The sequence below is a fragment of the Halorientalis sp. LT38 genome, assembly GCF_037031225.1.
GTDB lineage: Archaea > Halobacteriota > Halobacteria > Halobacteriales > Haloarculaceae > Halorientalis > Halorientalis halophila.
Genome location: NZ_JAYEZN010000001.1, coordinates 712517 through 738334 on the forward strand (window position 1 = coordinate 712517; position 25818 = coordinate 738334).

A 25818-nucleotide genomic window follows, 5' to 3' on the forward strand; every position below is an offset into this window, starting at 1 on the left:
CCCGGTCGCTCGACCCCGTTCTCAGTACGTCTGTGGCGGCTGTTCGAGAATCTCGAAGATTTCTTTCGCCCGGTACTCCTTGTTGCGATCCTTCCCGGTCACTTCTTCCAGGACCCCGTCGTCTTCGAGCGAAGCGATCGCGCGGCTGGCCGTCGACTGCTCCACGTCGAATCGCTCTGCGACCGTCGCAGTGGTCACGTATGGCTGTTCGAAAAGCGAGCACGCGAGCCGATTCTTCGTGTACTGAACGCCGCCGTAGGTGTCGTCGTAGCGACGGCGCAAGTCGTCGAGGGCCAGCGTCCGGGAGACCGACTCTTCGGCCTGTCGGGCGACACCGTCGACGAAAAAGGACAGCCAGGATTCCCACGCACCGTCCGACCGAACGGCGTTCATCCTGTCGACGTACGTCGCCTTGTTTCGGTTGAAGTACTCGCTGAGGTAGAGATTCGGACGTTCGAGGAGCCCGGCGTCGTACAACTGGAGTGTTATCAGGAGCCGACCGAGTCGTCCGTTCCCGTCGCCGTACGGGTGGATCGTCTCGAACTGGTAGTGAAAGAGGGCGATGTCGACGAGCGGGTGGTAGCTACCACCCGTTCGGTAGTACGTCAACAGTGCGTCCATCAGCCCGTCGACGACTCCGGGGACGGGCGGGAGGAAGTCGCCGAGGTGGTTCGGCGTGGTCTTGTACGCGCCGATCGTGTCGGTCTCGACGCGGTCGCCGGAGACCCCCGTCAGCAGTACCTCGTGGAGATCGTGGAGCAGTTCGACCGTGATTTCACCGCCGTCGTCGAGGATTTCGATCCCGTCTTCGACCGCGCGCTCGTAATTCAGCACTTCCGTCGTGTCTTTCGTGTCGGCGACAGCCGATTCCGGCGTGCCGTCGGCGTCATCGCCAGTCGCCGTCAGACTCCGCGTTTCGAGGCTGTAGAGCGCGTTGTAGTCGACGTCCGCACCCTCGATCTCGGCGGATTCCATCGCTTCTTTCCTGAGCAACGAGGTGTAGAGGACCGGGGGGAAGTCGAGTTCGAGGCTGATCCCTCCCAGTTTTCCGAGCCAGAACGTGGCCTCGGCGAGCCTGTCGTAGAACGGCGCGTCCAGATCGAGACCACCGGACGGTGGCAGCGGGTCGGGCCTGTAATATGACTCCCGACCGTACGAAACGAGATCACCGGGAGCGGTCTCAGTTAATTCTGGCTCGCGCATGCACGTACCTACCGTACTTCCCCCTCATGTATGAATTTGTTGCCACCGAATGCAAACAGAGGCTCGAAATACAGTCTGTATCTGCATCGTATCGGATGTGATGCAACCGAGAGGATGCGTGGTATGCCTGCGACAGACGACGAAAACAACTGATCAGCGCGTCGGTCCAGCTACAGCAGGTAGAAGATCAGGAACGGTACGAGAAAGAGCAGGAGCGTCATCACGAGCAGGATGATCCCGTAGCCGGCGATCGTCCCACCGACGGTGAACCACGACGGGTGATCGAACTTCTCGACGAGGTCTGACATTGTGGAACGATTCGGCCCGCGGAATTTAGTTCTACCGACTCGGTTCAGGCGAGGATCTCGGCGATCCGGCGAGGTTCGCCAGACAGCGCCGGGTCTTCGGCGACGATCTGGAGGACCTCGTGATCGGTGACGTCGGGGTAGGACTTGCCGATGGCATCCTCGATGAGGGCCTTCTCGAGTCGGAACTCGGTGCCCTCGTAGACCACGTCGACGCCCTGTTCGTCGAAGGAAAGAGCCGTCATGCCCGGGCGGTACGCCGTCGGCGCTCAAAAACTGCGCGATGTAACTGCGCTCGCGGCCGCGTCAGACGGGCGTCAGACGTCGCCCCCGAGTTTAATAGCTGGGCCGACAGTTGTTCCGGTGTGCCGCTGCGCTCGGATCTCCTGGACGAACTGCAGATTCCCGACGGGACGACCGTCGAAGAGCACGACCTCGTGACGGACGGGGACGTGATCGTCGGCGGCCAGAGCACCGTCGAGTTCGGCGTCCGCGGGCACAACGTCATCGCGGGCGAGCGCGTGCGCTTCGGCGGCGACATCGAGGCCGAAGGCGACTGTCGGCTCGACATGTGGAGCGACGTGGCGGGCAACGTCCTCGTGGGCGAGAACGCCTACATCGGCGAGCGCGTCCACGTCGGCGGCCAGCTCATGGTCTCGGGCGACCTCGACATCGGCGACGAGGTCGACATCGAGGAGGGCTTCGAGGCCAACGGCTGGATCGTCATCCGCAACCCGATGCCGACCATCGTCTTCCTGTTCGTCTACCTCTCGCACCTGCTTCGCTTCGGCGAGGAGGAGACCGCGAACGAGGTCGTCTCCGAGGTGCTCGGCGAGGACGGGTCGGCCCACGACCCGGTCCTCTTGCCCCGGAACAGCAACGTCAACGACGACGCCTGGCGCGTCTCGACGCCGGCCTCCATCGGCGACGACTGCCGGCTACACGGCAACGTCCGCGCCGAACGGCTGGCCGTGGGCGAGGACACCATCGTCTTCGGGAGCCTCCGCGCCAAATCCGACATCCACGTCGGCGAGGGCACGGAGATCAAGGGCGACGTGACCACCCGCGAGGGGACCGTCAGCGTCGACCGCGACGTGACCGTCTGGGGCGACATCGCCGCGACCGACGTGGCCCTGCACGAGGACGCCACCGTCGAGGGATCCATCCGTGCGCGCGGTGAGATGACGATGATCCAGTCGGACCCCGAAACTGGAGCGTCGGGGACCGAGGCGTCGGCGGACGAGGGATCGACCGCCGATGGGAGCGACGACGGCGACGCGGCAGAGGAGGCGGTAGACGACGAGGACGAGTCGACCGCTGACGATGAGTCGGCCACTGACGAGGATACTGCCGCCGAGGAGACGGCCGAGGCGGCCGACGACGCGTCGGATTCGGACGCCGAGTCGGCCGACGACGGAGAGCGTGTGACTGTGTCCGGATCGGACGAGGCGTCCGATCCGGAGCGTGTGACTGCTGACGACGATCCCGACGGAGAGCGTGTGACTGCATCCGAGGGAGACGCCGGGTCGGACGTCTCGTCCGACTCGGACGGCGACGACTACCGCGAGAACGGCCACGAGGCCGGCGTCGTCGAGTAGACCGAAAGCCCCTTCCACCCGTCTCGGGTATCTCGGGGCATGCTTTCGGTCGCACTCGCCGGCAAACCAAACGCTGGCAAGTCGACGTTCTACAAGGCGGCCACCAGGGCCGACGTCGACGTGGGAAACTACCCCTTCACTACCATCGACGCCAACCGCGGCGTCAGTTACGTCCGGACGGACTGTCCCTGCCTCGAACGCGACGAGCGCTGCGGCGACGAGCACTGCCGAGGCGGGAAACGCTACGTCCCCGTCGAACTGCTCGACGTTGCCGGCCTCGTCCCCGGTGCCCACGAGGGCAGGGGGCTGGGCAACCAGTTCCTGGACGAACTCTCGAACGCCGACGCCATCCTCAACGTCGTGGACGCGTCGGGGGGCACCAACGAGGAGGGCGAACCCGTGGAGGTGGGCGAACACGACCCCGTCGAGGACGTGGACTTCGTCGAGGAGGAGATGGACCTCTGGCTGGCGAGCATCGTCTCGCGCAACTGGGAGTCCGTCGAGCGCGAATCGCGCTCGCCCGACTTCGATCTGGACGAGACCCTCTCCGAGATGCTCACCGGCGTCGGCGCGACCGAACTCGACGTGGCGCGTACCCTCCGGGAACTCGACTACCCCGAGGACCCGATCCAGTGGACAGACGAGGACCGAGAGGCGCTGGCCCGGCAGATCCGCCAGCGGACCAAGCCCATCGTCGTCGTCGCGAACAAGGCCGACGTCGCGCCGGAGGGCAACGTCGAGCGCCTCCGCGAGGCCGCCGAGTACGTCGTCCCCGCGACCGCGGACGGGGAACTGGCGCTGCGCAATGGCACCGACGCGGGTGTGGTGGACTACGACCCCGGCGACTCGGACTTCGAGATCACCGGCGACGTGAGCGACCAGCAGGAAGCCGGCCTGGAACGCATCCGCGACGTGATGGCCGAGTGGGGCGGCACAGGCGTCCAGACAGCGCTGGACACTGCCGTCTACGACCTCCTCGATCACCTGACGGCCTACCCCGTCCAGAACGAGAGCAAGTGGACCGACGCGAAGGGGAACGTCCTCCCCGACGCCTTCCTGCTGCCCGAGGGCTCGACCCCCACAGACCTCGCGTACGCCGTCCACTCGGACATCGGGGACGGTTACCTCCACGCAGTCGACGCGAAAGCCGGCCGGAAGATCGGCGACGACCACGAACTCGAGGAGGGCGACGTGGTGAAGATCGTCTCGACGGCGAGCTGAGGAGGGTCACTTCCGGGAGCGGATTTTCTCGATGGACTCGTGGATGCCGACGACGAGCGACGGCACGAGGATCATGAAGACGTGTTCCTCGATCGGGATCTCGAACAGTTCGATACCAGTCCGGAGCGGGATCTCGAAGACGCCGACCTCGAGTGTGTAGCGATCCCAGAGGTAGGCGGGCAGGTAGACGACGGCGACGACGCGACCGGCGGCGCGGAAGGCGCTCGCGTACCGGAGGAGTGCGACGGCGACGGCGCCCCAGAGGAGTTCGGTGACGAGGTACGTGTACCGGCCGAAGACGCCGATGTCCGGGAGCGAGCGGCTCGACGGGTCGTCCGTGCTGGCGGCTGCCATGTGGCTACGTGCGGTCCCCAGCCGAAAGAAACCGACGCCGCGTGCGTGGTCCCCACCCCGTCGCACCCGGTCAGGCTTCGACGAACGAGACTTTCCCGGCGGCGAGTTGCTCCCGGGAGGAGAGCGTGTCCAGCACGCGCTGGAGGTACTCGCTGTGACCGCTGTCGCCGAGGACGCACGAGCGCGCCCAGTCGGCGTCGATGCAGTAGGAGGCCGTCGGCACCGGCGCGCTCCCCTCGTAGATGTGGACCGTCAGCTCCGGCCGCCCGGCCCCGTCACGGACGGCCAGCAGGAACGCGGACGCGACCGCCGCGACCTGCTCCTTGACGGCCTCCCTGTCGTCCAGGGTCGGCACGCGATAGCCCAGCGACATCGCGTCGGCCGCGACCACGAGCGATTCCAGTTCCCCTTCCGTGACCTCCAGCGACTCGTTCACCGCGGTCTGAAACGTCGTCATGTTACGGTATCCCTTGACGTAGTGAAACGGCCACGCACCGGTGTACGTGTCGCCGGCTATAGACCGGCCATTATAACAGATCTGATCGTTTCAGCCGCTCGCTGTCCGCAACGAATTCCGGCGCGCGAGCGTCAGCGCGGCGATTCCGGTCGCAGGGGGCGAGCGGTCTTACGCGACGAGCGGCCGGAACCACGTCGCGGCGATCAGGGTGGCGAGAAAGAGGTACGAGCCACGTATCAACAGCATCGTGGCGAGTGTGTCGTCGGCGCGCCAGGCCACCAGCGCGACCAGGCCGAAGACGACGGGCGCGGCGACGGCGCTCGGCGGGAAGACGGCCGCCGCGGCGAAGGCGGGGACCGCGATCAGCCCGAGGGTCATGAGCGCGAACGCGGTCCGTCGGGCCCGTTCGCGACCCAGGACGACCGCGACCGTTCGCTTCCCGATCGACCGGTCGTACGCGTAGTCCTGGGCGTCGTCGATCACCTTGATCCCCGAGAGGACGACGAGGAAGGTTCCAGCAAAGGCGACGACGACCGGAGAGAGCGTTCCGGCCTGGACGTAGTACCCGCCCAGCAGCGCGAGCGCGATGCCCGACGGGTACCCGACGGTCGCGGTCACGGGATTGGTGTCGAGTTGCGGCGCGTGGAAGTAGCCGATCGCCCAGCCGGGCGCGGTCAGGAGGGCGGCCCACGGCCCGACCAGCAGCCAGATCGCCACGAGGCAGGTTCCGAAGAGCACGGTCGACCCGGCCATCGCCAGGCAGCATCCCCCGGCCGTGAGCGGGTGGTCGTCGTCCTCGCCCCGATGGTAGAAGTCGACGTAGCCGTCCTTGACGTGGGCCGTATAGAGGCCGGCGAAGACGGCGGTGACGTGGAGGCCCGCGAACGGGAGCGACTCGACTCCCGTGAGGAGCGCGCCGAACAGCGACGACGCGAGCGGCGGCAGCATGAACACCGGGTGGATCTGCGAGGTGAGCGCGCCGACGGCGGCAGCGGGGCCGCTGCCGTGGCGGGCGATTGCCATGTCCGATTCGTCGCTCTCGAACCGGATAAAACGTGTTCGCAAACGGATGACAGTCGATCCGGTCGCGGCCGGCTCAGACCGCCTGCGCCGCCGCGTCCATGATCTCTAGCGCCTCCTTCAGCGTCTCGACGTCGACGGCGTAGGAGATCCGGGCGTGCCCGGCCCCGTGCTCGCCGAAGGCCTCGCCGGGGACGATCACGACCCCGCGGTCGATGGCTTCGTCGACGAACCCCTCCGGAACCTCGGGCATCGCGTAGAACGCCCCGCGCGGCGTCGGGCAATCGAGGCCGATGTCGGCCAGCCCGTCGAGCAACACGTCCCGGCGCTCCTCGAAGGCCGCGACCATCTCCTCGACCGGGTCCTGCGGCCCCGAGAGGGCGGCCTCGGCGGCGTGCTGGGACGCCGCGGTGGCGCAGGCCTGGCCGTACTGGTGGGCCCGCAGCATGCGCTCGATACGGCGGTCGCTCGACGTGATCCAGCCCAGTCGCCAGCCGGTCATCGAGTAGGTCTTCGAGCACGCGCCGACGACGGCGACGTTGTCCGTCTCGGCGAACTCCAGGGGCGAGCGGTGCTCGCCGTCGAAGACGATGTGCTCGTACACCTCGTCGGAGAGACAGAGCACGTCGTGTTCGTCGGCGATCCGCGCGAACGCGCGCATATCGTCGGGCGACTGGACCGCCCCGGTCGGATTGGCGGGGGAGTTGACGACGAAGACGGCCGTCTCGTCGGTGATCGCCTCTTCGACCGCCGCTGGGTCCATCGTCAGGTCCTCGCGCAGGGGGACCGGTTTCGGCTCGCCGCCCGCGATGTGGGTCAGCGCCTCGTAGGAGACGAAGCCCGGATCGGGGTAGATCACTTCCTCGCCGGGGTCGACGTGGGCCTCCAGGGCGATGTGGAGCGCTTCGCTCCCCCCAGCGGTCGCGATGACGTGTTCGGGGTCGACGTGGAGGTCGTAGTCGCGGTCGTACTTCGCCGAGATGGCGTCCCTGAGTTCGCGAGTCCCCTTGTTGGAGGTATAGGCGTCGGCCTGGCCGGCCTCGATGGCGTCCACGGCCGCCTCGCGGACGTGGTCGGGGGTCGGGAAGTCCGGCTGGCCCAGCCCGAGGTTGATCGCGTCCTCGCCCGCGGCCTCGAACACCTCGCGGATGCCCGAGATCGACACCTGCTCGATCCGGTGTGAGAAGTCCGTCATACCCTACTCCCGGGTACCGACCCCGATAATGGTAGTGGATTTTCCGGGGAGCGAGGCGTCGCACTGAATAAGAGAGCGACCGTCCGCGCGAGCGGAGCGAGCGCGGTTCACTGGCCGAGCAGAGCGGGACCGAAGGTCCCGCAGGCAGCCGGCGCGACGCGCCGGCGACGAAGCGAGGTCAGCCTTTTTCGCCCACGTTCGCGAGAGCGACGCTCTCGGGAGCCCACCAGAGATCTTCGATCTCTGGAGACGTTTCTGCACCGAGTGGTCGCGGAGCGACCCGAGGTGGAAAAAGGCGGTTGTTCAGTCGCCGCGGTACTCTTTCTGAAACCCGCGGAACTCCGTCCGGTGGGCCTCCTCGTCGGCCAGGATGGTGACCGCGATGTCCTCGGTCACCGGATCGTCGCCGTCCTGGGCCGCGTGGACCAGCGAGCGGTAGGTCTCGATCGCGTCGTTCTCGGCGTCGAGGACGCCCTCGATGACGCTCAGCACGTCCGTCGAGTCCTCTGGCGGCTGCAGCGAGTGCTGGTGGGCCTCGAACGTCGCCGACCCCGGCGGGCGCGCGTCCAGCTGTTTCAGCCGCTGGCCGAGCATCTCGGCGTGGCCCAGTTCCTCCTGGAGGTCCCCCTGCAGGCTCGCCTTGACCTCCTCGGCGCTCACGCCGTCCAGCACGATCGAGTTCGTCAGGTAGTTCATGACCGTCTCGATCTCGTCCCCGTACGCGCGCTGCAGCAGGTCGATCACTTCGTCGTTCGTCATACCCACGGATTGGGCGCGAAGCCACTTAGACGCCCGTATAAGTCGAAATCGGGTCAGGTCCGACCCCGGTCAGGTCCGCCGCCGCACACGTCGGGCGCCGGGATCAGCGTTCGAGCAGCGCCATGATCCCCCCGCCCCCACCGATCGACATGCCGACGACCCCCCGGGTGGCGTCCTCGCGCTCCATGGCGTAGGCGAGCGACGTGACGAGCATCCCGCCGCTGGCGCCGATGGGGTGACCGAAGGCGACCGCCCCGCCGTTCGGATTGAGTCGCTCCTGGGGGATCTCCAAGGCGTCCCGGACGTAAACCGACTGTGCGGCGAAGGCCTCGTTGATCTCGAAGTGATCCACGTCCTCGACGGTCAGGTCGTTGCGGTCGAGGAGCCGTTCGAGCGCGTCGGCGACCACCTCGTTGAACTCGGCCGGTTCGCGGTAGGCGACGGCGTAGTCGACCAGGTCGGCCATCACGCCGAAGCCGTGGTCGTGGGCGGTCTCCTCTGTCGTCAGCAGCGCGCAGCCGGCGCCGTCGGCCAGTTTGGAGGCGTTCGCCGGCGTGATCGTGCCGTCCTCGCCGAAGGCCGGCGGGAGCGACCCGAGCGACTCCAGCGTCGAGTCCGGACGCGGCCCCTCGTCGCGTTCGACCAGGCCGTCCTCGGTCGTCACCGGCACCGTCTCCGCGTCGAAGACGCCGTCCTCGATCCGTTCCGCGGCGCGGCGGTGGCTCCGGAGCGCGTACTCGTCCTGTTCGTCCCTGCCGATCCCCTCGCGCTCGACCATCCCCTCGGTCAGATCGCCCATGTGGGCGTCCTCGTTGACGTCCCACAATCCGTCGTAGATCATCGAGTCGACGAGTTCACCGTCGCCGTGGCGGCGACCGCCCCGGTAGTCGCGGAGCAGGTGGGGCGCGTTCGACATGGACTCCATCCCGCCGGCGACGGCGAAGTCCGCCCGACCGGCCGCGATCCGGTCTGCCGCGAGCGCGATCGCCCGCAGGCCGGAGCCGGACGCCTCGTTGACGGTGGTCGCGGGCGTCTCGGGCGGGAGGTCGGACTCGACGACGGCCTGGCGGGCGGGCACCTGGCCGACCCCGGCCTGGATGGCGTTGCCCAGACAGACCCAGTCGATCAGGGACGGATCGACGCCCGTGTGTTCGACCAGCCCGTTCAATACTGTGCGTCCGAGTTCCACGGCGTCCACGTCCGCGAGCCCCCCGAGCAGTGTGCCGTGGGGCGTGCGAGCGGCGTCGACGAGGACGATGTCGGCGTCGTCGATCACGACGGCGGCTACCACGGGGACCGACTTGTCGGTAGTTCCCGACTGCCTGTTCGGTCGCTACCGGTCAGTTGCGGACCTCGTCGAGCTGGTCGATCTCGACCCGGAGCCGCCGGAGCGCGGCGTCGGCGTCCATGTAGCCATCGTCGTACTCCGAGAGGATGGTCTCCGATTCGTCGAGGAACGCGTCGATGGCGTCGGCTGCATCGGTCATGGGCGAGTGTGGGACCGGCAGGCGGGTCAAGGTTGCGGAGCGGGACGGGACGTGCAGTGCGGCGCGGTGCAGAGCGGCCGAGGACTGTCTGGAATCGCGGGCGCGCCGCCGGCGCGCGAGCGCAGCCCGAGTGATTGAGGCGCGCGACAGCGGAGCGCGCCGACCGATCGAGGGCTGATTTTTGTACTAAATTTTTGCCCGAGCGAGCGGTCCGCTCGTCGGACCGCGAGCGACGGTGGAAAAATTTAGACTCATTGGAACATCCCCAGGGGCTTGGCCTGGGAGCTATCGTCGGTGCCCTGGCTCATCTGCTGGGCGAGTTGCTGGCGGGCGTCTGCGATCTCTTCGGCCTGGTCGACCAGTTTCTGCGTGTCGACCTCGACGTCGGCGATCGGGCCGATGGCGTCGAGGAGCAACACGCGGGCGGCCTCTGGATCCGGGAACTGGGCGTTGGACTCGACCACGAGACCGAGACTGTCGAGGCCGTGGTCTTCGGCGTAGGACAGCAGGCTGCCGGTCGGGCCGCTGACGAACCCGCCCCGTGGCGGGGCCGAGACGTCGTGGCGTTCGAGTATCGATCCCGCGTCGCCGGTGGCGACCCCGTGGAGTTCCGGCCGCCCGTCTTTCTCGGTGGGCATGCCGCTGAGGTACAGGGGGAGGACGTCGTGCTCGGCGAGCCAGCCGGAGAGACAGGCCGCGAACTCGCTGGCCTCGTTGGGGGAGACCGGGACGTCGCTCTGGAGGGCCAGGAGGTTCCGGTCGTGGTCGGCGTAGATCCGGACGGGCGGGACCACCGCGCGCTCGCCCTCGTGATAGACGGCCACGTCGGGCAACCCCTCGCAGCGACAGGCGGCGTAGTAACTCATGTCGAAGGTCTCGACGAGGTGGTCCGTCGCGATCTTGCCGACGAGGCCGACGCCCGGCAGGCCCTCCACGAGGACTGGCGACTCCAGCGTGCGGTCGTCGTGGACTTCCACGTGTGCCATACCGGCAGGTGGGGCGGCAGCGAGTAAAACCCCGCGGGCGAGGAAGCCAGTAGACGCCTCGCGGCGCGAAGCCCGGTGCAACGGGTTCTCACAGCGGCGGAATACCGCGAATATTATGTGCACCGCTGGTCGAACGATCGGTAATGATCCTCGGGGAACGGGATCCGGAAGTGAAAGCGGGGGTACAGGACGTCGACATGACGGGGCAGACGGTCCTGGTCACGGGGTCGACGAACGGCCTCGGCCGACATGCGGCCCTGGCGATGGGACGGCTCGGCGCCGACGTGATCGTCCACGGTCGCGACGAAGCGGCCGGCATGAGTGCGGTCGACGAACTTGAGAATCTGGGGTCGTACGCGAGGTTCGTGTCGGCCGACTACGCGTCGGTCGAGGCGGTACGCGACATGGTCGCGGAGGTGCAAGAGACCGTCGACGAGATCGACGTCCTCTGTAACAACGCCGGAGGCCTGTTCGACGACGACGCGCGGACGGAACTCGGCGTGGGGAAGACCTTCCACATCAACCACCTCTCGCCGTTTCTCGTGACGACGGGACTGCTCGACACGCTGTCGCCGAACGCGCGTGTGATCACGACCGCCTCCATCGGCCACCGCGTCTCCTCGATGAACCTCGACACGCTGATCGAGCCGACCCCGTTCTCGGAGTGGGCGGCCTACTGCCGGTCCAAACTGGCCAACGTCCACTTCTCGAACGAACTGGCCCGTCGGCTCGACCGCGCCGGCAGCGACGTGACCTCGAACTCGCTGCACCCGGGCATCATCCCCGGCAGCGAGTTCTCGCGGGCGCTGCCCGGCCCGATCCAGCAGTTCGGGGAACTGCTCGGCGAGATCCCCATGACCGACTCGCCGGAGGACGGGGCCGCGACGATCACCTACCTGGCCGCCTCGCCGGAAGTCGACGGCGTCACGGGCGAGTACTTCGCGCGCTGCCGACAGCGCCGCCCGGCCCCCGAGGCGCGCGACGAGGCGGCCCAGCGGGAACTCTGGACCCGCAGCGCCGACCTGCTCGATATCGAGGAACCCCTCGCCGACTACGCCTGACCGGAGCCGTCCGGTTCGAACACCGTTTTCAGGCCGAACGTGGATCGTCGCATATGGCCCCGGACAACCGCCCCCTGATCGGTCCGATCGTCGTCGCCCTCGCAGGTCTCGTGATCGCAGCCGTGCCCCTCCAGTTCGCCGGCGTCTTCGGCGCCATCGGCGCCGGCGATGCGCCGATGGTCGGACTCGCTATCGGCGTCGGCCTCGTCCTCACCGGCGTGGCCGCCCGCGTCCGGCCGACCTTTACGAGCGAGCTGGGAGCGGTAGCCATCGTCCTCTCGCTCAGTTCGGTGTTCGGTGCGCTCGGGGGGCTCGGCGTCGGCCTGCTGCTCGGCGTGCTCGGCGGGAGCCTCTGTGTCGCGTGGAAGCCGGCGACTTCGTGACCCGCGGGCCCACCGAAGTGCGCTGCCCGAATCGCAGGCGGTGGATACGTTCGCGCGGGAAGGTTTTGTGGCTCCGGCGCGTCAGGTCCGGTATGGGATCGATCACGCTGTTCACGACCTCGGAGTACGAGCCGCAGGCGTTCGACGCCGTCCTGTTTCGCGACGACCTGGTGGTCTGCGTGCGAGCCGACGAGGAGAGCGTCCGACTGGTTCCGATCGACAAGGTCAATCACGTCGACGGCGACGCCGAGCACGTCCTCGTCGACACGGAACTCCCCGAATCGTTCTACGGCGGCGCCGAGTACGGCTTCGCCGCCGTCGAGCAGTTCCCGGCCCTGCAGGCCCACCTCGAAGATCTGCGCGGCGAGGAGTACTGAGTAGCGAGGCCGTTCCAAGGCGCTCACACCTCGCGGCTCACGGCTCGCTTCGCTCACCGTTCGCCCGTAACGAGGCCCCACTTCGTTCGGCCTCGCTACCCCGAATAGCCGACGTTTTTACAGCCGGACGCCAACCCCCGAGCGATGGAGGTACTGGACCGGTACGAACCGCTGATCGAGGACTTCGAGGCGTTCCGCGACGCCTGCGAGCGCCCGCTCCCGTCCGTGGTCCGGGTGAACACGATCAAGACCGACCCCGACCGCGCACGGGAGGCCCTCGCCGAGGCGGGAATCGAGGTCGATCCCTGCGAGTGGCACCCCGGGCTGTTCAGGCTCCCCGAGAACCAGCCGGGGGCCAACTGGCCGTACTACCACGGCTGGCTCCACGGCCAGGAGGAGGTGTCCGCGGTGCCCGCGACTGTCCTCGACCCCGCTCCCGGTGACCGGGTGTGGGACGCCTGCGCCGCGCCCGGCAGCAAGACCACGCAACTCTCGGCGCTGATGGACGACCGGGGTCTGCTGGTGGCGACGGACAACAACCTCGGCCGCATCTCGGCGCTGCGCTCGAACGCCGAACGCCTGGGCGTCACGAACGTCGCCGTCACGCGCGAGGACGCCCGCAACCACTCGCTGAAACCCTGGGAGTCGAAGGACTACGACGCCGCGCTCGTGGACGCCCCCTGTTCCTGCGAGGGCACAGTTCGAAAGAACCCCGACACCCTCGACGAGTGGACCATCGAGCACGTCGAGGGCATCGCGGGTACCCAGAAGGGCATCCTCCGGCGAGCGGTCCAGGCCACCCGCGAGGGCGGGCACGTCGTCTACTCCACCTGCACGTTCGCGCCCGAGGAGAACGAGGCCGTCCTCGATCACGTCCTCGACGCCGAACCCTGCCACCTCGTGGAGTACGACCTCCCCCTCGACCACGCGACTGGCGTGACCGAGTGGGACGGGGAACGCTTCGACGAGTCGGTCCGGCGGGCAAAGCGAATCTACCCCCACCACAACGACACGGGCGGCTTCTTCTGCGCGAAACTGGAGGTGACCGGATGAATAACAGCGAGCACGACGGCCAGACGTTCGTCCGTCTCCCGACCGACCCGAACGACCGGGTCCACGAGGACCAGCCGACCCGCGACGAACTGCTGGACTGGTGGCGCGACCGGTTCGGTATCTCGCGGGAGTTCCTGGCGGAGTTTTCCTTCTGGGAGAAAGGCCGCGGGAAGGTCTGGGCGTTCCACGCCGACACCGAGTCCCCCGTCCGGGTCGAAGGACTCGGGATGAGCGTCCTGCGGACCCGCGGTGATCACTGGAAGCCGACGACCAACGCCGTCCAGCGGTTCGGCCACCGGGCGACGGAGAACGTGATCGAACTCACGCGCGAGCGGGCCGAAGCGTTCGTGGCCGGCGAAGATCAGGAGATTTCGTGGGACGGCGACTGGGGCTACCTGATCGCCGCCCACGAGCTCGCCGGCGACCGTGAACCGCTCGGCGTCGGGCTCTACCTCCACGGCGAACTGCGATCGCAGATCCCGAAGGGACGACGCCGCGATCTCTAATACCGCCCGGCGCGGTACTCCCCGTGTTTGACGCCGATTGCGAGACAGATCGCGCCGAAGACGAGCATCGACGGCAGCACCATCATCAGTACGGTGCCTGGGCGCATCATCGGTGCGGCGATCAGCGCCCCGACGCCGACGGCGATCAGGACCGCGAACAGTGCCACCGTCTTCGGCAGGTCGAACTCCATACGTGACACCGAGGACGGGAAGAAGTTCAGGATTGCGTTCCGGGCCCTGGACACCGCCTCAGTCGTCGTCGCCGGCGTCGGCGGTCGGCCGGACCAGGTCGGCGAGCGTGACCAGGAATCCCAGCACCCACCCGAGGGGTACCGAGATGCCGAACCACATCCCGGCGACGGCGAGGCCCTCGAGGTCGTACCGGGTCCGCAGGTACGTGTTCACGTCGGCGAAGGCCAGGGGGTTGTCGAGCAGCCAGATGGCGATGTTCTCGCTGGTCGGGAAGACCGCCGAGGCGACGGTGGGGGAATAGAGCGCCGCGACGACCGGCGGCAGGAAGACCGCCGTCATCGCGAACGGCCAGGCGAAGAGCACGGTGGTCACTCGGCCCCCGACCACGCGAAAGCCCACGGCGAGCATCGACGCGACGACGGCCACGATCGAGGCGGCCGCGACCGCGAAGAAGCCCTCCGTCAGCCCGTCGAACCGGACGTACGACGCCGCCGTCAGGCCGCCCCACAGCAGGACGAACAGGACGACGACGCCGACGGTCCCCAGTCGCAGCGCCGCGCTGTCGAGGCGCCGGCTCTGGAACCTGAGGATCACCCCGATGAGGGCCAGAGGGTAGAGCAGGGCGATGATCGGCACCCCGAGGAAGTACCAGAGGTTGTACGTGACTTTTTCGCGGGCGGTCGTCGGTTCCCACTTCCCGAGGACCGACCGCGAAGCGTTGCGCTGGCGCGGAAAGAACAGTTCCATCCAGGTCTCGTGCATCCGCCGAAGATCGAAGCGGATCTCGTCGACGACGCCGCCCGACGCGCGTCCCGCTGCCATGTGCGCGGGGTTACGACGGCGGGGGTATAATCATTCTGGCTGGTCGCCCGCCGACCAGCTCCAGCGACCGGTTTCGAAAAACGGACGGTCCGTCCGGGCTGAAGGGAATCGGCTGAGCTTTCATCCCGTGGACCCACGTATCTGACCGCCATGGACGTGATCGATCCCGCGCACAACGAGCGAGTCGATACCTACGAGGAACATACCGAGAGCGACGTCCGTACGGCGCTGGAGCAGGCGACCGACGCCTTCGAGCAGTGGCGGGATCGTTCGATCCGGGAGCGCGAGGAGTTACTGGTTGCCGCCGGCGAGGTCCTGCGGGAGAACGAGTACGAGTACGCCGAGACGATGACCCGGGAGATGGGCAAACCCATCGAACAGGCCCGCGCCGAGGTCGAGAAGTGCGCCTGGGTCTGCGACCACTACGCGGAGCACGCCAGCACCTACCTCGAGGCCGACCACCACCCGAGCCCGCCGGGTTCGACGGTCAAGACCGTCCACGAGCCGCTCGGGCCGGTGCTGGCGGTGATGCCCTGGAACTTCCCGCTCTACCAGGTGTTCCGGTTCGCCGCGCCCTATCTGGCGGCGGGCAACGTCGGCCTCCTGAAACACGCCTCGAACGTCCCCGGCTGTGCGCTCATAGTGGAAGCGGTGTTCCGCGAGGCCGGCTTCCCCGAGGGCGTCTTCCAGACGCTGTTGATCCCCTCGGACCTCGTCGAGGACGTCCTCGCCGACGACCGCGTCCGCGCGGCAACCCTGACCGGGAGCGGACCGGCCGGCCGGGCCGTGGCCGCGACCGCGGGCGAGCACCTCAAGAAGACGGTCCTGGAACTGGGCGGCAGCGACCCGTTCGTGGTCCTCGACGACGCCGACCTCGACGCGGCCGCCGAGACCGGGGCGTGGGCGCGCAACCAGAACGGCGGGCAGTCCTGCATCGCCGCCAAGCGCTTCCTCGTCCACACCGACGTCTACGACGCGTTCCTCGACCGCTTCCTGGACGAAGTCGAGTCCCTCACCGTCGGCGATCCGATGGACGAGGCCACCGACGTCGGCCCACAGGCCCGCCAGGACCTCCTCGAGGACCTGCACGAACAGGTCGAAGCGAGCGCGCAAGCGGGTGCGACGGTGGTGACCGGCGGCGAACCGCTCGACCGCGACGGGGCCTTCTATCCGCCAACGGTCGTCACCGACGTACCCGAGGGGTGTCCGGTCGACAGCGAGGAGACGTTCGGCCCCGTCGCCGCCGTCTACGAAGTCACAGACGAGGAAGCAACGATCCGGAAGGCAAACGACACGCGCTTCGGCCTCGGTGCGAGTATCTGGACCGAGGACCGCGAACGCGGCGAGCGCGTCGCCCGCCGGATCGACGCGGGCTGTGTCTACGTGAATCAGCTGGTCAAGTCCGATCCGCGCGTGCCCTTCGGCGGCGTCAAGGACTCGGGCTACGGCCGCGAGCTTTCGGGCGCGGGGATCACGGAGTTCGTCAACCGCAAGACGGTGTGGGTGGAGTGAGGCGGTCGCCGCGTCGGCACCCGAACCGGCGGCGGCCCCGCCGACCGATCACCAGGCGTCGGGGGCGAAGTCCGGGTGGACGCGGCGGTCGGTCACGTCGATGGCGTCGATCCGCTCGATCTCCTCGGCGTCGAGTTCGAGCGTGACGCTCTCCAGGTTGTCCCGGAGGTGGGCCTCGCCGGTCGCCTTCGGGATGGCGGTCACGCCCTTCTCGCGGAGCCACGCCAGGCTGACCTGCGCGGCGCTGACGCCGTGGGCGTCGGCGATGTCTGCGATCGTCTCGTTCTCCATGACGGCCCCGCGAGCCAGCGGCGAGTACGCGACCAGTTCGAGGTCCGCGTCCGCCGCGTACTCGCGGAGATTCTCCTGGGGGAGCAGCGGGTGCATCTCGACCTGGTTCGCGAAGATCGGCATCTCGGCGTGCTCGCGGGCTTCCTCGACGTGGTCGGGCTCGAAGTTCGAGACGCCGAAGCGCTCGATCTTGCCCTCGTCGTAGAGCTGGTCGAACGCGCCGATGGTCGACTCGGGGTCGTACTCCCCGGCCGGCCAGTGAACGTACAGCAGGTCGATCGTGTCCACGCCCAGCTTCTCGAGGCTGCGCTCGGTGCTCTCGAGCACGTCGTCGTGAGCGAGCTTCGAGATCCAGACCTTGGTGGCGAGGAAGACCTCCTCGCGGTCGACGTCGGCCTCGGCGATGCCGCGACCGACGGCTTCCTCGTTGCCGTAGGCCTGGGCGGTGTCGATGTGCCGGTAGCCCGCCTCCAGTGCCGTCCGGACGCTCTCGGCGCACTGATCGGCGTCGTCGTTCTGCCAGGTGCCGAGACCGAGCATCGGCATGCCGCTGGCGTGGGGGACGCTCTGGGGGTCCAGTCGCTCCTGAGTCATAGTCACCGGAGCAACGATCCGACCGTGGAAAACCGTTGGGAAATCGGCGAGGAGCCGTTCAGTTCCGGAACAGTTTCGCGATGGCGGCGACCGCGCCGTTGCGGTTGCCGGCCGAGGTGGCGTCGACGCGCTGGCGAGCGAAGTCGGCCAGGATCGGCAGGTCCGAGGCGTGAATGAGCCGCTGGATCGCCATGGGACTCCCCTTGTTGGCCTGCTGGAGCGTGTCGTCGTCGGCCCGCTGGAGGTCACGCATCAACCGGTCGTACCGGTCGTTTGGCGCGAGGTAGAGCAACTGGGTCATCAGCAACCGCTCGCGGATCCGTGGCGCGACCCGTTCGTGCCACAGGTCGTCGTAGGTCGCCATGTTTTTCGCGGAGGTATCCGGGTTCGCCGGCGTGAGCGCCTTGTCGGCGGTGACCGCGGCGACGCGGCCCGACTCCATGCACTTGTGGATGCCCTCGCCCCACAGCGGGTCGATCGTCGGCACGGTGTCACCGATGGCCATGAAGTTGTCTGTGCTCATCCGGCCGGGCATCTGGATGTGGGCGGAGCCCCGGTGCATCTTCCCCTCGATCTTCGAGGCGGTCTCGAAGCGCGGGTCGGTGTCGAGCCAGTACTCGAGGTAGTCGTCGATCCCGAAGTCCTCGCGGGCGTAGCCCTTGTGGCTCTCGTTCTGGATGTAACAGAGGCCGACCTTCGCCGTGTCCTCGCCGGTGTGGAAGATCCAGGAGTACCCGCCCGGCGCGAGGTCGTGGTCCAGGCGGAGCATCATGGCGTCGGTCAGGTCGGCGTACTCGTCGTGGTCGATCGCGAGCCCCTCGAACTCGTACTCGATGCCGATGGCCTGATTGTTGCGCTCGAGATCGCTGACGCCCAGCGCGCGAGCGATCGGCGCGGCGGGCCCCGTGGCGTCGATCACGATGTCGGCGTACACTTCCTGCCCGCCGGCGTACTCGACGCCGACGATCTCGCCGCCGTCCGTGATCGGATTGGCGACCCGGGAGTCGAACCGGTACTCGGCGCCCTTCCGGCGACCGTCCGCGACGAGCCACTGCTTGAACTCCGCGAACTCGAGCACGGCGCCGGCCTGCTCGCGGACGTAGTGCTCGTTGGGCGATTCGAGCACCACGCTGTCGGTGTAGTTCATCACGACGTCGCCGGGGACGTTGAACGACGCCATCATCGACGGGAACGTGCCGGCCGTCGACTTGTTGCTCTGGCGCGGGAACTCGGCTTCGGCCTCGGTCTCGAGGACGAGCACGTCGTAGTCCCGGGCGGCGAGGTCTCTGGCACACTGTGCGCCGGCCGGTCCTGCGCCGGCGACCACGACGTCGTAGTGATCGGTCACGCGCTCGACACCTCCGGGAGAGCCCCGCGGTGACCGTTCCCCTGTCCCCCATCTGGTTCTGCGACCGACGACTTCTGGCGACGAGCGCACGTCTGCGTCGGGTTCGTGACCGCGGCCCCCACCGCGTCACCCCGTACGACGCGTTCGTACTGCGCACTCATTGTGTCCCCCTTTCACGTCAACTCGTAAAAAAGGACCCTATCCGCGGCGAAACCGTCCGCATCTGGGACGTCCTCGGCAACCAACTCAAAAAGAGGCACAGATGAGTGGTGGAAGCTTCATGACCGAAGCAGTGTGAACAGTTCGCTATGTTCGAAGATCAGCCGGTACGGGGGGAACTCGACGGGCACGTCGAGAACATGCTCGACCTGCTCAACGACTACGACATCTCGCTGTCGGAAGGGACGCCGGAGGATTCGCGCAACCAGCTGTCGGTGATGACGAACCTCTCGACCGCCGAGCCAGAGGACGTGGCGACGGTCGAAGACGTCGAGATTCCGGGCCCGGAGGACGGCCAGGACCCGATTCCCGGTCGCGTATACGCCCCGGCTGGAGACGGTCACCCGACGGTGACGTACTTCCACGGTGGCGGGTTCGTCGCCGGTGACATCGAGACCCACGATCCGCTCTGTCGGATGCTGGCCAACCGGGCGGAGGCCGTCGTCGTCTCCGTCGAGTACCGCAAGGCGCCCGAGGCGCCGTGGCCGAAACCCATCAAGGACGCCTACGCCGGCGCCCAGTGGGCCCAGCGAAACGCCGACGAGTGGGGCGCGGACACCGGGACGCACGTCGTCGCTGGCGACAGCGCGGGCGGGAACCTCGCCGCCGTCGTCTCGCTGATGGCCGCCGAGCGCGGGATGCCCGACATCGACCGGCAGGTCCTGCTCTACCCCGCGACGACCTACATGGACCCGATGCTCTCCCGGGCGGAGAACGGCGAGGGCTTCTTCCTGACCGCCCAGGACATGCTCTGGTTCGTCACGCACTACATCGAAGACGAGATCGACGCCCACCACCCGTGGGCGTTCCCGCTGAACGCCCGTCGGGACCGCCTCGCCGAGACGCCGCCGGCCTTCGTGCTGACCTGCGGGTACGACCCGCTCCGCGACGAGGGCCACGCCTACGCGGAGGAACTGGCCGAGGCCGGCGTCGACGTCGAGTACAGCAACCACGAGTCGATGATCCACGGCTTCCTCAACATGGAGGCCATCGTCGACCACACGTACGACGGCGTCGAGGAAGTCGCCGAACAGATCCGGAAAGCGTAGCCACCGCGCTTTTCTCGGTGGCGCGTCACGGGCTGGCATGGCCAGATCCGGCGTCGCGGTCGCGGAGACCGATCGCGAGCGAGCGGACGCGCTGGCGGTCCGCTTCGCCGTCTTCGTCGACGGGCAGGGCATCGACCCGGACCTGGAACTCGACGGGAAGGACGACGAGGCGACTCACTTCGTGGCCTACGACGACGGTGACCCCGTCGGCGCCGCGCGGCTCCGGGCGGTCGGGGACGCGACCGGCAAAGTGGAACGGGTCGCCGTCCGTGACCGCTGCCGGGGCGACGGCTGGGGCCGTCGGCTCATGGCTGCGGTCCACGACGAGGCCCGGGCCCGTGATCTAAAGCGGCTCGTCCTGCACGCGCAGGTCCGGGTCGAGGAGTTCTACCGTGAACTCGGGTATCAGAGCGTCGGCGAATCCTTCGAGCAAGCCGGCATCCCACACGTCGAGATGGAGCGGGACCTCGACTGAGTCGGCTCCCGACTCACCGCTCGCGACTGGTGAACTCGACGTGCTCGACGAGGGACAGCAGGTCCGCCACCGGCTCGCGGGGTTCGACGACGCGCGCCTCGGCGTCGTAGGCGACGATCCCGAGGCCGTCGAGTTTCGGGAGCGTCCGGTGGTGCAGTTCCACGACCGTCCGGTCCGGATCACGCGTCCCAGCGTTCGGCATCGCCGCGAGCTGGCTCGCCAGCTCCCGCACGCTCACGTGGGAGTGAGCGGTGGCCAGGGCCCGCACGACTGCACGCCGACGCTGGTCGCCGAGCGCGTCGAGCGCCGCTCCCGTGTCGAGGTCCCCGAAGCCAGAGAGTTCCCGGACGGGGGTTCGGTCCATCGTCACCCGGTAGGACCGACGCGCCCATAGGATTATATCGCGAGCGTCGATCAGTCCGTGATCGTCGATCGGAGATCGATCGAGCGCGAGCGACCGTCGCGTTACAGTTCCCGCGTCCGGTCGGAGGCGATCACGTCGTCGAGGAAGGCGGTGACCCACGCGACGGCGTCGACGGTGTCGTTGGTGACGACGCCCAGGAGGCGGTCGCGGTCGTCGCCCACGGGGACGGCGACGCGCCCGTCGCCGACGATGGCACCGTAGGTGTAGTCGTGTTCGGTTTCGTAGACGGTCGCGTTCGGCGCGTCGACGATCTCGCCGAAGCGCTCGGGGTAGTTCTCCATGCCCGTCTCGACGACGCCCTCTGAGAAGACGAGGCGCGCCGGGGTGCCCTCCTCGACGAGCAGGGAGTGGAAGGCGTCGACGTAGTGGGGCGTGATGACGCTGGAGTAGCCCGCGATCTCGCTGGCGGCGACCGCCACGTCGAGGACCTCCATCAGGGGTTCGTGAGGTGCGTGATCCTCGGCGTAGTGAACGGCGGCCCCCTCGAGCATTCGCAGGTCGAAGTCGGCCTCGCGTGGGAGGTGAGCCAGCAGGTCGGCCATCGCCGTGAGCGTCCCGAGCGTCCCGGTCACGCGCTCGAACTCGGCACAGCAGAGCGCGCCGAAGTTCGTCAGGTCGTAGGCCGTCCCCGTCGAGTCGAGGATGCCGGCCGCCTCCAGTTCGCGGAACGCACGGTCGACTGTCGGTCGCGACGCGTCGATCCGCTTCTGGACGGCCTGTTTGTCGAACTGCTCGTCACAGAGACACTCGAAGACCTCCCGGCGCTTCGAGAAGAGGTGGAGGACGTCCCCGACCGAGTCTGCATCCATGTCCAAGCACAGCGGGCCGCCCGACGTAAAACGTGGCGACGATTCGGGCGACGACAGGCGGACGGGTTTCGAGTGACGATACGTTCGCAGTTTTTTGCCGCTTCGGTGATCAACCGCTGGCCATGGACGCGGACGCCGATTCGGTCCGGGACGGGGCGAACGACACCGGCGAAGTGGCGACGGGGATCGAGGATAGGGCGGACCGGGACCTCTGGCTCGACGATCTCGCGAGCCTCCTGGGGTTCGGGTGGCTGGCTCGGCACGTTCCCGGCGATCTCCCGCCGTCGTATCTGTACGCCCTGGTCACGGTCCTCGGCTCGAACGCGCTGACCATCTCGTACAACCTGGCCAACGGCGTGCCCCTGATCTACCGGACGAATCCGTACTTCGTTCTCCAGCCCGTCCTCCTGTTCGCGGCGGTGTACGGCGCCCGAACGCTCCAGGCGGAGTACGACGCGGTGATGGCGGAGATGGCGATCGCAGAACGCGCCGACGATCCGAACCCCCTGCTCGATCCCGTGCCGTAGTGGCTCCCGTGGGCGCTCTTCGCCGTCGGTGCGGCCCTGCAACTCACCCGCGCCGTCCTCGACATGGGCGGGTGGGGCGTGACCGACATGTTCGCGAACTTCGTCCTGTTCCCGTTCGTCTTCCTCCCGATCGTCGTGCAGTTTTTCACCGTCTACGTCACCATCGAGTTCCTCGCGCCGTGGCGGCTCTCGAAGTCGACGGTCGGGATCCACTTCCTCGATCCGCAGGGCGTCGGCGGGATGCGGCCGCTGGGCGAGTTGATCAAGAAGGCCTACTACTACCTCGTCGTCGGACTGGTCGGGTACGCGCTGATCACCTACGCGCCGTTCGTGGATTCGGCGTGGACGGTGTCGGCGGCCGCCGGCGTCATCTTCACGGCCGTCTGGGTCGGGACCGTCGCCACCGTCGCCTTCGCGGTGTTCACGCTCCACCGGCTCATGCACAGGGAAAAGCGCGAGGAGATCCAGCGACTCGAACGGCAGATTCGCGAGCACATCGAGAACCCCTGGGACGTGAAGAACTACGAGATTCCAGCGGACGCCCGGGACGAGGTCGAAGACCTCCGGGAACGCATCGAGCGCGTGAGCGCGACCAGCGAGTACCCGGCGACGTTCAGCATCTGGTCGCAGTTGCTCCTCAGTATCGCGATTCCGAAGGCGATCCAGTTGATCCTCGCGAACGCATAGGAGTGGTGCGTTCAGGGTAGTTGCGGCCGTTGCGGGGCGGGGAGTTCGCGGTGCGGTTGCTGGGCGGGCAAGGTGTTGTACGGAGCGCGCCGCCGGCGCGCGCCGCCTTTTTCGCCCACGTTCGCAAGAGCGAAGCTCTTGCGCAGCCCACCAGAAATCTCCGATTTCTGGGGACGTTTTTGGCCGGGGGGTTCGCGGAGCGAACCCCCCGGCGAAAAAGGTGGTTTAGTAAAACTCTCTCACGAGGTCCATCGCGTCCTCGGGCGCGCCCTCGGGGATGTCGGCCATGGACTCGGTCAGGCCCTCCCGTTCGTCGAAGGGGACGGACTGGTCGTCCTGGTAGATGACGCCCTGGTACTCCTTGTCGGCGTCGAGGATGGCGGCCTTGGCGTCGTCGTAGTCGTTCGGGTCGTGGTCGGTCTCGGAGAGGTCGACGATGGTGTCGCGGAAGTAGTCGTAGGTGTCGACGTCGTTGAAGGTGACGCAGGGGCTGTAGACGTTGACGAAGCCGAAGCCGTCGTGCTCGATGGCCTGTTTGACGATCTCGGTGTGGCGCTGGGAGTCCGAGCTAAAGGACTGGGCGATGAAGGTCCCGCCGGCAGCCAGCGCGAGCGCGAGGGGGTTGACCGGGGGCTGTTTGGGGCCGTCGGGAGAGGTCGAGGTCTCGAAGTCCTCGCGCGAGGTGGGGGAGGCCTGCCCCTTGGTGAGACCGTAGATGCGGTTGTCCATGACCACGTAGGTCATGTCGACGTTCCGTCGGACGGCGTGGACGAAGTGGCCCGCGCCGATGGAGTAGCCGTCGCCGTCGCCGCCCGCGACCATCACTTCGAGGTTCGGGTTGGCGAGTTTCGTCCCGATGCCCACGGGGAGCGCGCGGCCGTGGACGCCGTGGAGCGCGTAGCTGTGCATGTAGGTGCCGATCTTCCCGGAGCACCCGATGCCGGCGACGACGAACGTGTTGTCCGGGTCGTTGCCGGTGTTCGCGAGGGCTTTCATCATGCCGTTCATGGTCCCGAAGTCGCCGCAGCCGGGACACCAGGTCGGTTGCTTGTCGGACTTGAAGTCCGTGAATCGGATGTCGGAGCTCATTATTATGCCTCCATCTCGGCTGATTCCGCGAATTTCTCTTCGATTTCCTCTGCGAGTTCGTCGGCCTTGAACCGCACGCCGTTGTACTTGTTGACGCGCTTGACGCGGGTGAGCGCGTCGTGTTCGATCAGGTCGGCGAACTGGCCCGTTGCGTTACACTCGACGACGATCACGTCGTCGGCGGCTTCGATCTCCTCGGACAAGTCGGGTCTGGGGAAGATATACGGCACCGAGATGAAGCGCACGTCGGTGCCCGACTCCTCGAGGAAGCCGAGCGCCTCGCGCATGGCGCCCTCGTTCGACCCCCAGGAGAGGACCAGGTTGCCGGAGTCGGGGTCGCCGAACTCGCGGTAGTCCCAGTCCTCCTCCTCGCGGGCCGTCTGGACCTTCTGTTCGCGCTTGTCCACCTGCTCGATGCGGACGTCCGTGTCCTCGGTCCGCCGGCCGAGTTCGTCGTGTTCGAGGCCGGTGGTCATGTGCGCGCCGCCCTCGATCCCGGGGAAGGTCCGCGGGCTGACGCCGTCGGCGGTCGGGAAGTGGGGCTGGAACTGGCCGTCCTCGTTCTGCCAGGACTCGATCTCGCCCTCGTCGACGATCTTCCCGCGCTCGATCTCGACCTCGTCCATGTCGAAGGCCTCGGGCGGGAACGTCTGCTCGGTGACCGCGAGCGCCAGGTCCGCGACCAGGTAGACCGGGGTCTGGTACTTCTCGGCGAGGTTGAACGCCTCGACGGTCTTCCAGAAACACTCGGAGATGTTCGTCGGCGCGACGACGAACCGGGGGATCTCGCCGTGGCCGCCGTAGAGGAGCTGGTTGAGGTCGCCCTGCTCCTGCTTGGTCGGCATCCCGGTCGAGGGACCCGAACGCATCACGTCGCAGATCACCAGCGGCGTCTCGCTGGTCGCCACGAGGCCGAAGGTCTCGGTCATCAGGTCGATGCCGGGACCGGACGTGGCCGTCATCGCTCGTGCGCCGGCGCGGGCGGCGCCCAGCGCCATGTTGATCGCCGCGAGTTCGTCCTCGGCCTGGACGACCTTCCCGCCGTAGCGGTCGATCCGGCCGGTCAGGTACTCCATCACGTCCGTCGCGGGGGTGATGGGGTAGCCCGAGTAGAAGCGACAGCCGGCGGCGATGGCGCCCATGCCGATGGCCTCGTCGCCGTTGAGGAGGACGTAGTCGTTATCCGTGGTCTCGACGTCGTAGTCGAACTCGTGGTCGGTCTCCTCGGCGACGAACTCCTGGCCGAGGCGGGCGGCCTTCTTGTTGTTCTCGACGATAGCCTGCCCCTTGTCCGTGAAGCGCTTCTCGAGGGACTCGTCGAGGTTCTCGATGGGGAAGTTCGACACCTCGCAGGCGGCGCCCAGGGCGACGACGTTGCGCATGATGGCGCCGCCGGCGTCCTCGGCGAGCGACTTCAGCGGGACGTCGAGCCCGATCATCTCGTCGGGTATCTCGACGTCCTGCATCGTGGTCCGCTCGCCGTCGTAGATGATGACGCTGCCCTCGTGGAGTTCCTCGAGGTTCTCGTCGATGGTTCGTTCGGTCAACGCGATCAGGACGTCGAGCCTGTCGACGACGCTCTCGACGCGATCGACCGACGTGCGTACCTTGTACGCCGTGTATCCGCCCCGGATACGCGACGCGAAATCCTTGGAGGTGAAGACGTGGCGACCGGCACGGGACAGAGCCTGCGCGAAGATTTTGCCCGTAGAGTCGATCCCGTCGCCAGCTTCACCGCCGATGGCCCAGTTGAGGTCCTCGGGCATGCTAGCGAGCAGCTACCCAGCGGCGACCCAAAAGCCTTCTGCAATCGGC

31 protein-coding genes are annotated in these 25818 nt (G+C 67.6%); 12 read left to right on the plus strand and 19 right to left on the minus strand.

Annotated elements, in window-relative coordinates; genetic code table 11:
- Positions 1-21: 21 nt before the first annotated feature.
- The 3 genes from U5918_RS03810 to U5918_RS03820 form a co-directional block, all read right to left on the minus strand.
- Positions 22-1203 carry a Fic family protein gene (locus U5918_RS03810; RefSeq protein WP_335999572.1) on the minus strand — a complete coding sequence of 394 codons (1182 nt, stop codon included), beginning with the start codon at positions 1201-1203 and terminating at the stop codon, positions 22-24.
- Positions 1204-1373: 170 nt separating this feature from the next.
- Entirely contained in the window at positions 1374-1511 is a 138-nt protein-coding gene (locus tag U5918_RS03815) for a hypothetical protein (protein ID WP_335999574.1), read from the minus strand.
- A gap of 44 nt (positions 1512-1555) precedes the next feature.
- Positions 1556-1753 carry a DUF5800 family protein gene (locus tag U5918_RS03820; protein ID WP_335999575.1) on the minus strand — a complete coding sequence of 66 codons (198 nt, stop codon included), beginning with the start codon at positions 1751-1753 and terminating at the stop codon, positions 1556-1558.
- 120 nt (positions 1754-1873) lie between these two features.
- On the opposite strand from U5918_RS03820, the gene U5918_RS03825 reads away from it, so the two are divergent.
- Positions 1874-3106: a polymer-forming cytoskeletal protein gene (locus U5918_RS03825; RefSeq protein WP_335999576.1), complete on the plus strand. Its 1233-nt coding sequence runs from the start codon at positions 1874-1876 to the stop codon at positions 3104-3106.
- 39 nt (positions 3107-3145) lie between these two features.
- A complete protein-coding gene (locus U5918_RS03830) occupies positions 3146-4327 on the plus strand; it encodes a redox-regulated ATPase YchF (protein WP_335999577.1) in 1182 nt (393 codons plus the stop codon).
- A gap of 6 nt (positions 4328-4333) precedes the next feature.
- On the opposite strand, the gene U5918_RS03835 is transcribed toward U5918_RS03830, so the two are convergent.
- From U5918_RS03835 to U5918_RS03870, 8 genes are all read right to left on the minus strand, one after another.
- Entirely contained in the window at positions 4334-4681 is a 348-nt protein-coding gene (locus U5918_RS03835; RefSeq protein ID WP_335999579.1) for a lycopene cyclase domain-containing protein, read from the minus strand.
- A 70-nt stretch (positions 4682-4751) separates the two neighbouring features.
- On the minus strand, positions 4752-5138 hold the full coding sequence (locus U5918_RS03840; protein ID WP_335999581.1) for a DUF8159 domain-containing protein: 387 nt from the start codon (positions 5136-5138) through the stop codon (positions 4752-4754).
- 168 nt (positions 5139-5306) lie between these two features.
- Positions 5307-6161: a UbiA family prenyltransferase gene (locus tag U5918_RS03845; protein ID WP_335999583.1), complete on the minus strand. Its 855-nt coding sequence runs from the start codon at positions 6159-6161 to the stop codon at positions 5307-5309.
- Positions 6162-6234: 73 nt separating this feature from the next.
- A complete protein-coding gene (locus tag U5918_RS03850; protein ID WP_335999585.1) occupies positions 6235-7353 on the minus strand; it encodes a pyridoxal phosphate-dependent aminotransferase in 1119 nt (372 codons plus the stop codon).
- A gap of 303 nt (positions 7354-7656) precedes the next feature.
- Positions 7657-8112, minus strand: coding sequence for a ferritin-like domain-containing protein (locus U5918_RS03855; protein ID WP_335999586.1), 456 nt, complete (start codon positions 8110-8112; stop codon positions 7657-7659).
- Between the two features lie 103 nt (positions 8113-8215).
- Positions 8216-9403 (minus strand): thiolase family protein, encoded by a 1188-nt coding sequence (locus U5918_RS03860; protein WP_335999587.1) that lies wholly within the window; start codon positions 9401-9403, stop codon positions 8216-8218.
- Positions 9404-9452: 49 nt separating this feature from the next.
- Positions 9453-9599: a hypothetical protein gene (locus U5918_RS03865; protein ID WP_335999588.1), complete on the minus strand. Its 147-nt coding sequence runs from the start codon at positions 9597-9599 to the stop codon at positions 9453-9455.
- Between the two features lie 251 nt (positions 9600-9850).
- Entirely contained in the window at positions 9851-10585 is a 735-nt protein-coding gene (locus tag U5918_RS03870; protein WP_335999590.1) for a proteasome assembly chaperone family protein, read from the minus strand.
- 143 nt (positions 10586-10728) lie between these two features.
- Between U5918_RS03870 and U5918_RS03875 the strand changes: the two genes are divergently transcribed.
- The 5 genes from U5918_RS03875 to U5918_RS03895 all read left to right on the plus strand — a co-directional run bounded on the left by U5918_RS03875 (position 10729) and on the right by U5918_RS03895 (position 13965).
- Positions 10729-11646: an SDR family NAD(P)-dependent oxidoreductase gene (locus U5918_RS03875; protein ID WP_335999592.1), complete on the plus strand. Its 918-nt coding sequence runs from the start codon at positions 10729-10731 to the stop codon at positions 11644-11646.
- Between the two features lie 53 nt (positions 11647-11699).
- On the plus strand, positions 11700-12029 hold the full coding sequence (locus U5918_RS03880) for a DUF6114 domain-containing protein (protein WP_335999593.1): 330 nt from the start codon (positions 11700-11702) through the stop codon (positions 12027-12029).
- A 92-nt stretch (positions 12030-12121) separates the two neighbouring features.
- Positions 12122-12406 carry a hypothetical protein gene (locus tag U5918_RS03885; RefSeq protein WP_335999594.1) on the plus strand — a complete coding sequence of 95 codons (285 nt, stop codon included), beginning with the start codon at positions 12122-12124 and terminating at the stop codon, positions 12404-12406.
- A 144-nt stretch (positions 12407-12550) separates the two neighbouring features.
- On the plus strand, positions 12551-13459 hold the full coding sequence (locus U5918_RS03890; RefSeq protein ID WP_335999596.1) for an RsmB/NOP family class I SAM-dependent RNA methyltransferase: 909 nt from the start codon (positions 12551-12553) through the stop codon (positions 13457-13459).
- Positions 13456-13965 (plus strand): DUF7122 family protein, encoded by a 510-nt coding sequence (locus U5918_RS03895; RefSeq protein ID WP_335999598.1) that lies wholly within the window; start codon positions 13456-13458, stop codon positions 13963-13965. Before U5918_RS03890 ends, U5918_RS03895 begins: the two co-directional genes overlap by 4 nt.
- Here the strand turns inward: U5918_RS03895 and U5918_RS03900 are convergent.
- Both U5918_RS03900 and U5918_RS03905 read right to left on the minus strand, forming a co-directional pair.
- On the minus strand, positions 13962-14156 hold the full coding sequence (locus U5918_RS03900; protein WP_335999599.1) for a DUF7333 family protein: 195 nt from the start codon (positions 14154-14156) through the stop codon (positions 13962-13964). The genes U5918_RS03895 and U5918_RS03900 overlap by 4 nt on opposite strands.
- Positions 14157-14214: 58 nt before the next feature.
- Positions 14215-14979, minus strand: a complete 765-nt coding sequence (locus U5918_RS03905) for a hypothetical protein (RefSeq protein ID WP_335999601.1) — start codon at positions 14977-14979, stop codon at positions 14215-14217.
- Positions 14980-15129: 150 nt separating this feature from the next.
- Here U5918_RS03905 and U5918_RS03910 point away from each other — a divergent pair, with 150 nt between their 5' ends.
- Complete coding sequence (locus tag U5918_RS03910) at positions 15130-16491, plus strand: NAD-dependent succinate-semialdehyde dehydrogenase (protein ID WP_335999603.1); 1362 nt, start codon at positions 15130-15132, stop codon at positions 16489-16491.
- A gap of 48 nt (positions 16492-16539) precedes the next feature.
- Here U5918_RS03910 and U5918_RS03915 read toward each other — a convergent pair whose 3' ends face one another.
- Positions 16540-17376: an aldo/keto reductase gene (locus U5918_RS03915; protein WP_418771149.1), complete on the minus strand. Its 837-nt coding sequence runs from the start codon at positions 17374-17376 to the stop codon at positions 16540-16542.
- 58 nt (positions 17377-17434) lie between these two features.
- Positions 17435-18724: a digeranylgeranylglycerophospholipid reductase gene (locus U5918_RS03920; protein ID WP_335999605.1), complete on the minus strand. Its 1290-nt coding sequence runs from the start codon at positions 18722-18724 to the stop codon at positions 17435-17437.
- A 308-nt stretch (positions 18725-19032) separates the two neighbouring features.
- Between U5918_RS03920 and U5918_RS03925 the strand changes: the two genes are divergently transcribed.
- A complete protein-coding gene (locus U5918_RS03925) occupies positions 19033-19992 on the plus strand; it encodes an alpha/beta hydrolase (RefSeq protein WP_335999607.1) in 960 nt (319 codons plus the stop codon).
- Positions 19993-20029: 37 nt separating this feature from the next.
- On the plus strand, positions 20030-20467 hold the full coding sequence (locus U5918_RS03930) for a GNAT family N-acetyltransferase (RefSeq protein ID WP_335999609.1): 438 nt from the start codon (positions 20030-20032) through the stop codon (positions 20465-20467).
- A 13-nt stretch (positions 20468-20480) separates the two neighbouring features.
- Here U5918_RS03930 and U5918_RS03935 read toward each other — a convergent pair whose 3' ends face one another.
- Both U5918_RS03935 and U5918_RS03940 read right to left on the minus strand, forming a co-directional pair.
- A complete protein-coding gene (locus U5918_RS03935; protein ID WP_335999610.1) occupies positions 20481-20831 on the minus strand; it encodes a DUF7344 domain-containing protein in 351 nt (116 codons plus the stop codon).
- A gap of 101 nt (positions 20832-20932) precedes the next feature.
- The gene (locus U5918_RS03940) at positions 20933-21700 is read right to left on the minus strand and encodes a helix-turn-helix transcriptional regulator (protein ID WP_335999612.1); all 768 of its coding nucleotides are present in this window, start codon (positions 21698-21700) and stop codon (positions 20933-20935) included.
- A gap of 122 nt (positions 21701-21822) precedes the next feature.
- Between U5918_RS03940 and U5918_RS03945 the strand changes: the two genes are divergently transcribed.
- Both U5918_RS03945 and U5918_RS03950 read left to right on the plus strand, forming a co-directional pair.
- Entirely contained in the window at positions 21823-22227 is a 405-nt protein-coding gene (locus tag U5918_RS03945; RefSeq protein ID WP_335999614.1) for a hypothetical protein, read from the plus strand.
- 78 nt (positions 22228-22305) lie between these two features.
- Complete coding sequence (locus U5918_RS03950) at positions 22306-22914, plus strand: hypothetical protein (protein ID WP_335999615.1); 609 nt, start codon at positions 22306-22308, stop codon at positions 22912-22914.
- A 225-nt stretch (positions 22915-23139) separates the two neighbouring features.
- Here U5918_RS03950 and U5918_RS03955 read toward each other — a convergent pair whose 3' ends face one another.
- Positions 23140-24003: a 2-oxoacid:ferredoxin oxidoreductase subunit beta gene (locus U5918_RS03955; RefSeq protein ID WP_335999617.1), complete on the minus strand. Its 864-nt coding sequence runs from the start codon at positions 24001-24003 to the stop codon at positions 23140-23142.
- A gap of 2 nt (positions 24004-24005) precedes the next feature.
- Entirely contained in the window at positions 24006-25769 is a 1764-nt protein-coding gene (locus tag U5918_RS03960) for a 2-oxoacid:acceptor oxidoreductase subunit alpha (protein ID WP_335999619.1), read from the minus strand.
- Positions 25770-25818 lie beyond the last annotated feature (49 nt).

Bases quoted from the DNA above. Each gene is read 5' to 3' on its own strand.
- U5918_RS03810 (WP_335999572.1), bottom strand. From the start codon at position 1,203: ATGCGCGAGCCAGAATTAACTGAGACCGCTCCCGGTGATCTCGTTTCG.
- U5918_RS03815 (WP_335999574.1), bottom strand. From the start codon at position 1,511: ATGTCAGACCTCGTCGAGAAGTTCGATCACCCGTCGTGGTTCACCGTC.
- U5918_RS03820 (WP_335999575.1), bottom strand. From the start codon at position 1,753: ATGACGGCTCTTTCCTTCGACGAACAGGGCGTCGACGTGGTCTACGAG.
- U5918_RS03830 (WP_335999577.1), top strand. From the start codon at position 3,146: ATGCTTTCGGTCGCACTCGCCGGCAAACCAAACGCTGGCAAGTCGACG.
- U5918_RS03835 (WP_335999579.1), bottom strand. From the start codon at position 4,681: ATGGCAGCCGCCAGCACGGACGACCCGTCGAGCCGCTCGCTCCCGGAC.
- U5918_RS03840 (WP_335999581.1), bottom strand. From the start codon at position 5,138: ATGACGACGTTTCAGACCGCGGTGAACGAGTCGCTGGAGGTCACGGAA.
- U5918_RS03845 (WP_335999583.1), bottom strand. From the start codon at position 6,161: ATGGCAATCGCCCGCCACGGCAGCGGCCCCGCTGCCGCCGTCGGCGCG.
- U5918_RS03850 (WP_335999585.1), bottom strand. From the start codon at position 7,353: ATGACGGACTTCTCACACCGGATCGAGCAGGTGTCGATCTCGGGCATC.
- U5918_RS03855 (WP_335999586.1), bottom strand. From the start codon at position 8,112: ATGACGAACGACGAAGTGATCGACCTGCTGCAGCGCGCGTACGGGGAC.
- U5918_RS03865 (WP_335999588.1), bottom strand. From the start codon at position 9,599: ATGACCGATGCAGCCGACGCCATCGACGCGTTCCTCGACGAATCGGAG.
- U5918_RS03870 (WP_335999590.1), bottom strand. From the start codon at position 10,585: ATGGCACACGTGGAAGTCCACGACGACCGCACGCTGGAGTCGCCAGTC.
- U5918_RS03875 (WP_335999592.1), top strand. From the start codon at position 10,729: ATGATCCTCGGGGAACGGGATCCGGAAGTGAAAGCGGGGGTACAGGAC.
- U5918_RS03880 (WP_335999593.1), top strand. From the start codon at position 11,700: ATGGCCCCGGACAACCGCCCCCTGATCGGTCCGATCGTCGTCGCCCTC.
- U5918_RS03885 (WP_335999594.1), top strand. From the start codon at position 12,122: ATGGGATCGATCACGCTGTTCACGACCTCGGAGTACGAGCCGCAGGCG.
- U5918_RS03890 (WP_335999596.1), top strand. From the start codon at position 12,551: ATGGAGGTACTGGACCGGTACGAACCGCTGATCGAGGACTTCGAGGCG.
- U5918_RS03895 (WP_335999598.1), top strand. From the start codon at position 13,456: ATGAATAACAGCGAGCACGACGGCCAGACGTTCGTCCGTCTCCCGACC.
- U5918_RS03900 (WP_335999599.1), bottom strand. From the start codon at position 14,156: ATGGAGTTCGACCTGCCGAAGACGGTGGCACTGTTCGCGGTCCTGATC.
- U5918_RS03905 (WP_335999601.1), bottom strand. From the start codon at position 14,979: ATGGCAGCGGGACGCGCGTCGGGCGGCGTCGTCGACGAGATCCGCTTC.
- U5918_RS03910 (WP_335999603.1), top strand. From the start codon at position 15,130: ATGGACGTGATCGATCCCGCGCACAACGAGCGAGTCGATACCTACGAG.
- U5918_RS03915 (WP_418771149.1), bottom strand. From the start codon at position 17,376: ATGACTCAGGAGCGACTGGACCCCCAGAGCGTCCCCCACGCCAGCGGC.
- U5918_RS03925 (WP_335999607.1), top strand. From the start codon at position 19,033: ATGTTCGAAGATCAGCCGGTACGGGGGGAACTCGACGGGCACGTCGAG.
- U5918_RS03930 (WP_335999609.1), top strand. From the start codon at position 20,030: ATGGCCAGATCCGGCGTCGCGGTCGCGGAGACCGATCGCGAGCGAGCG.
- U5918_RS03935 (WP_335999610.1), bottom strand. From the start codon at position 20,831: ATGGACCGAACCCCCGTCCGGGAACTCTCTGGCTTCGGGGACCTCGAC.
- U5918_RS03940 (WP_335999612.1), bottom strand. From the start codon at position 21,700: ATGGATGCAGACTCGGTCGGGGACGTCCTCCACCTCTTCTCGAAGCGC.
- U5918_RS03945 (WP_335999614.1), top strand. From the start codon at position 21,823: ATGGACGCGGACGCCGATTCGGTCCGGGACGGGGCGAACGACACCGGC.
- U5918_RS03955 (WP_335999617.1), bottom strand. From the start codon at position 24,003: ATGAGCTCCGACATCCGATTCACGGACTTCAAGTCCGACAAGCAACCG.
- U5918_RS03960 (WP_335999619.1), bottom strand. From the start codon at position 25,769: ATGCCCGAGGACCTCAACTGGGCCATCGGCGGTGAAGCTGGCGACGGG.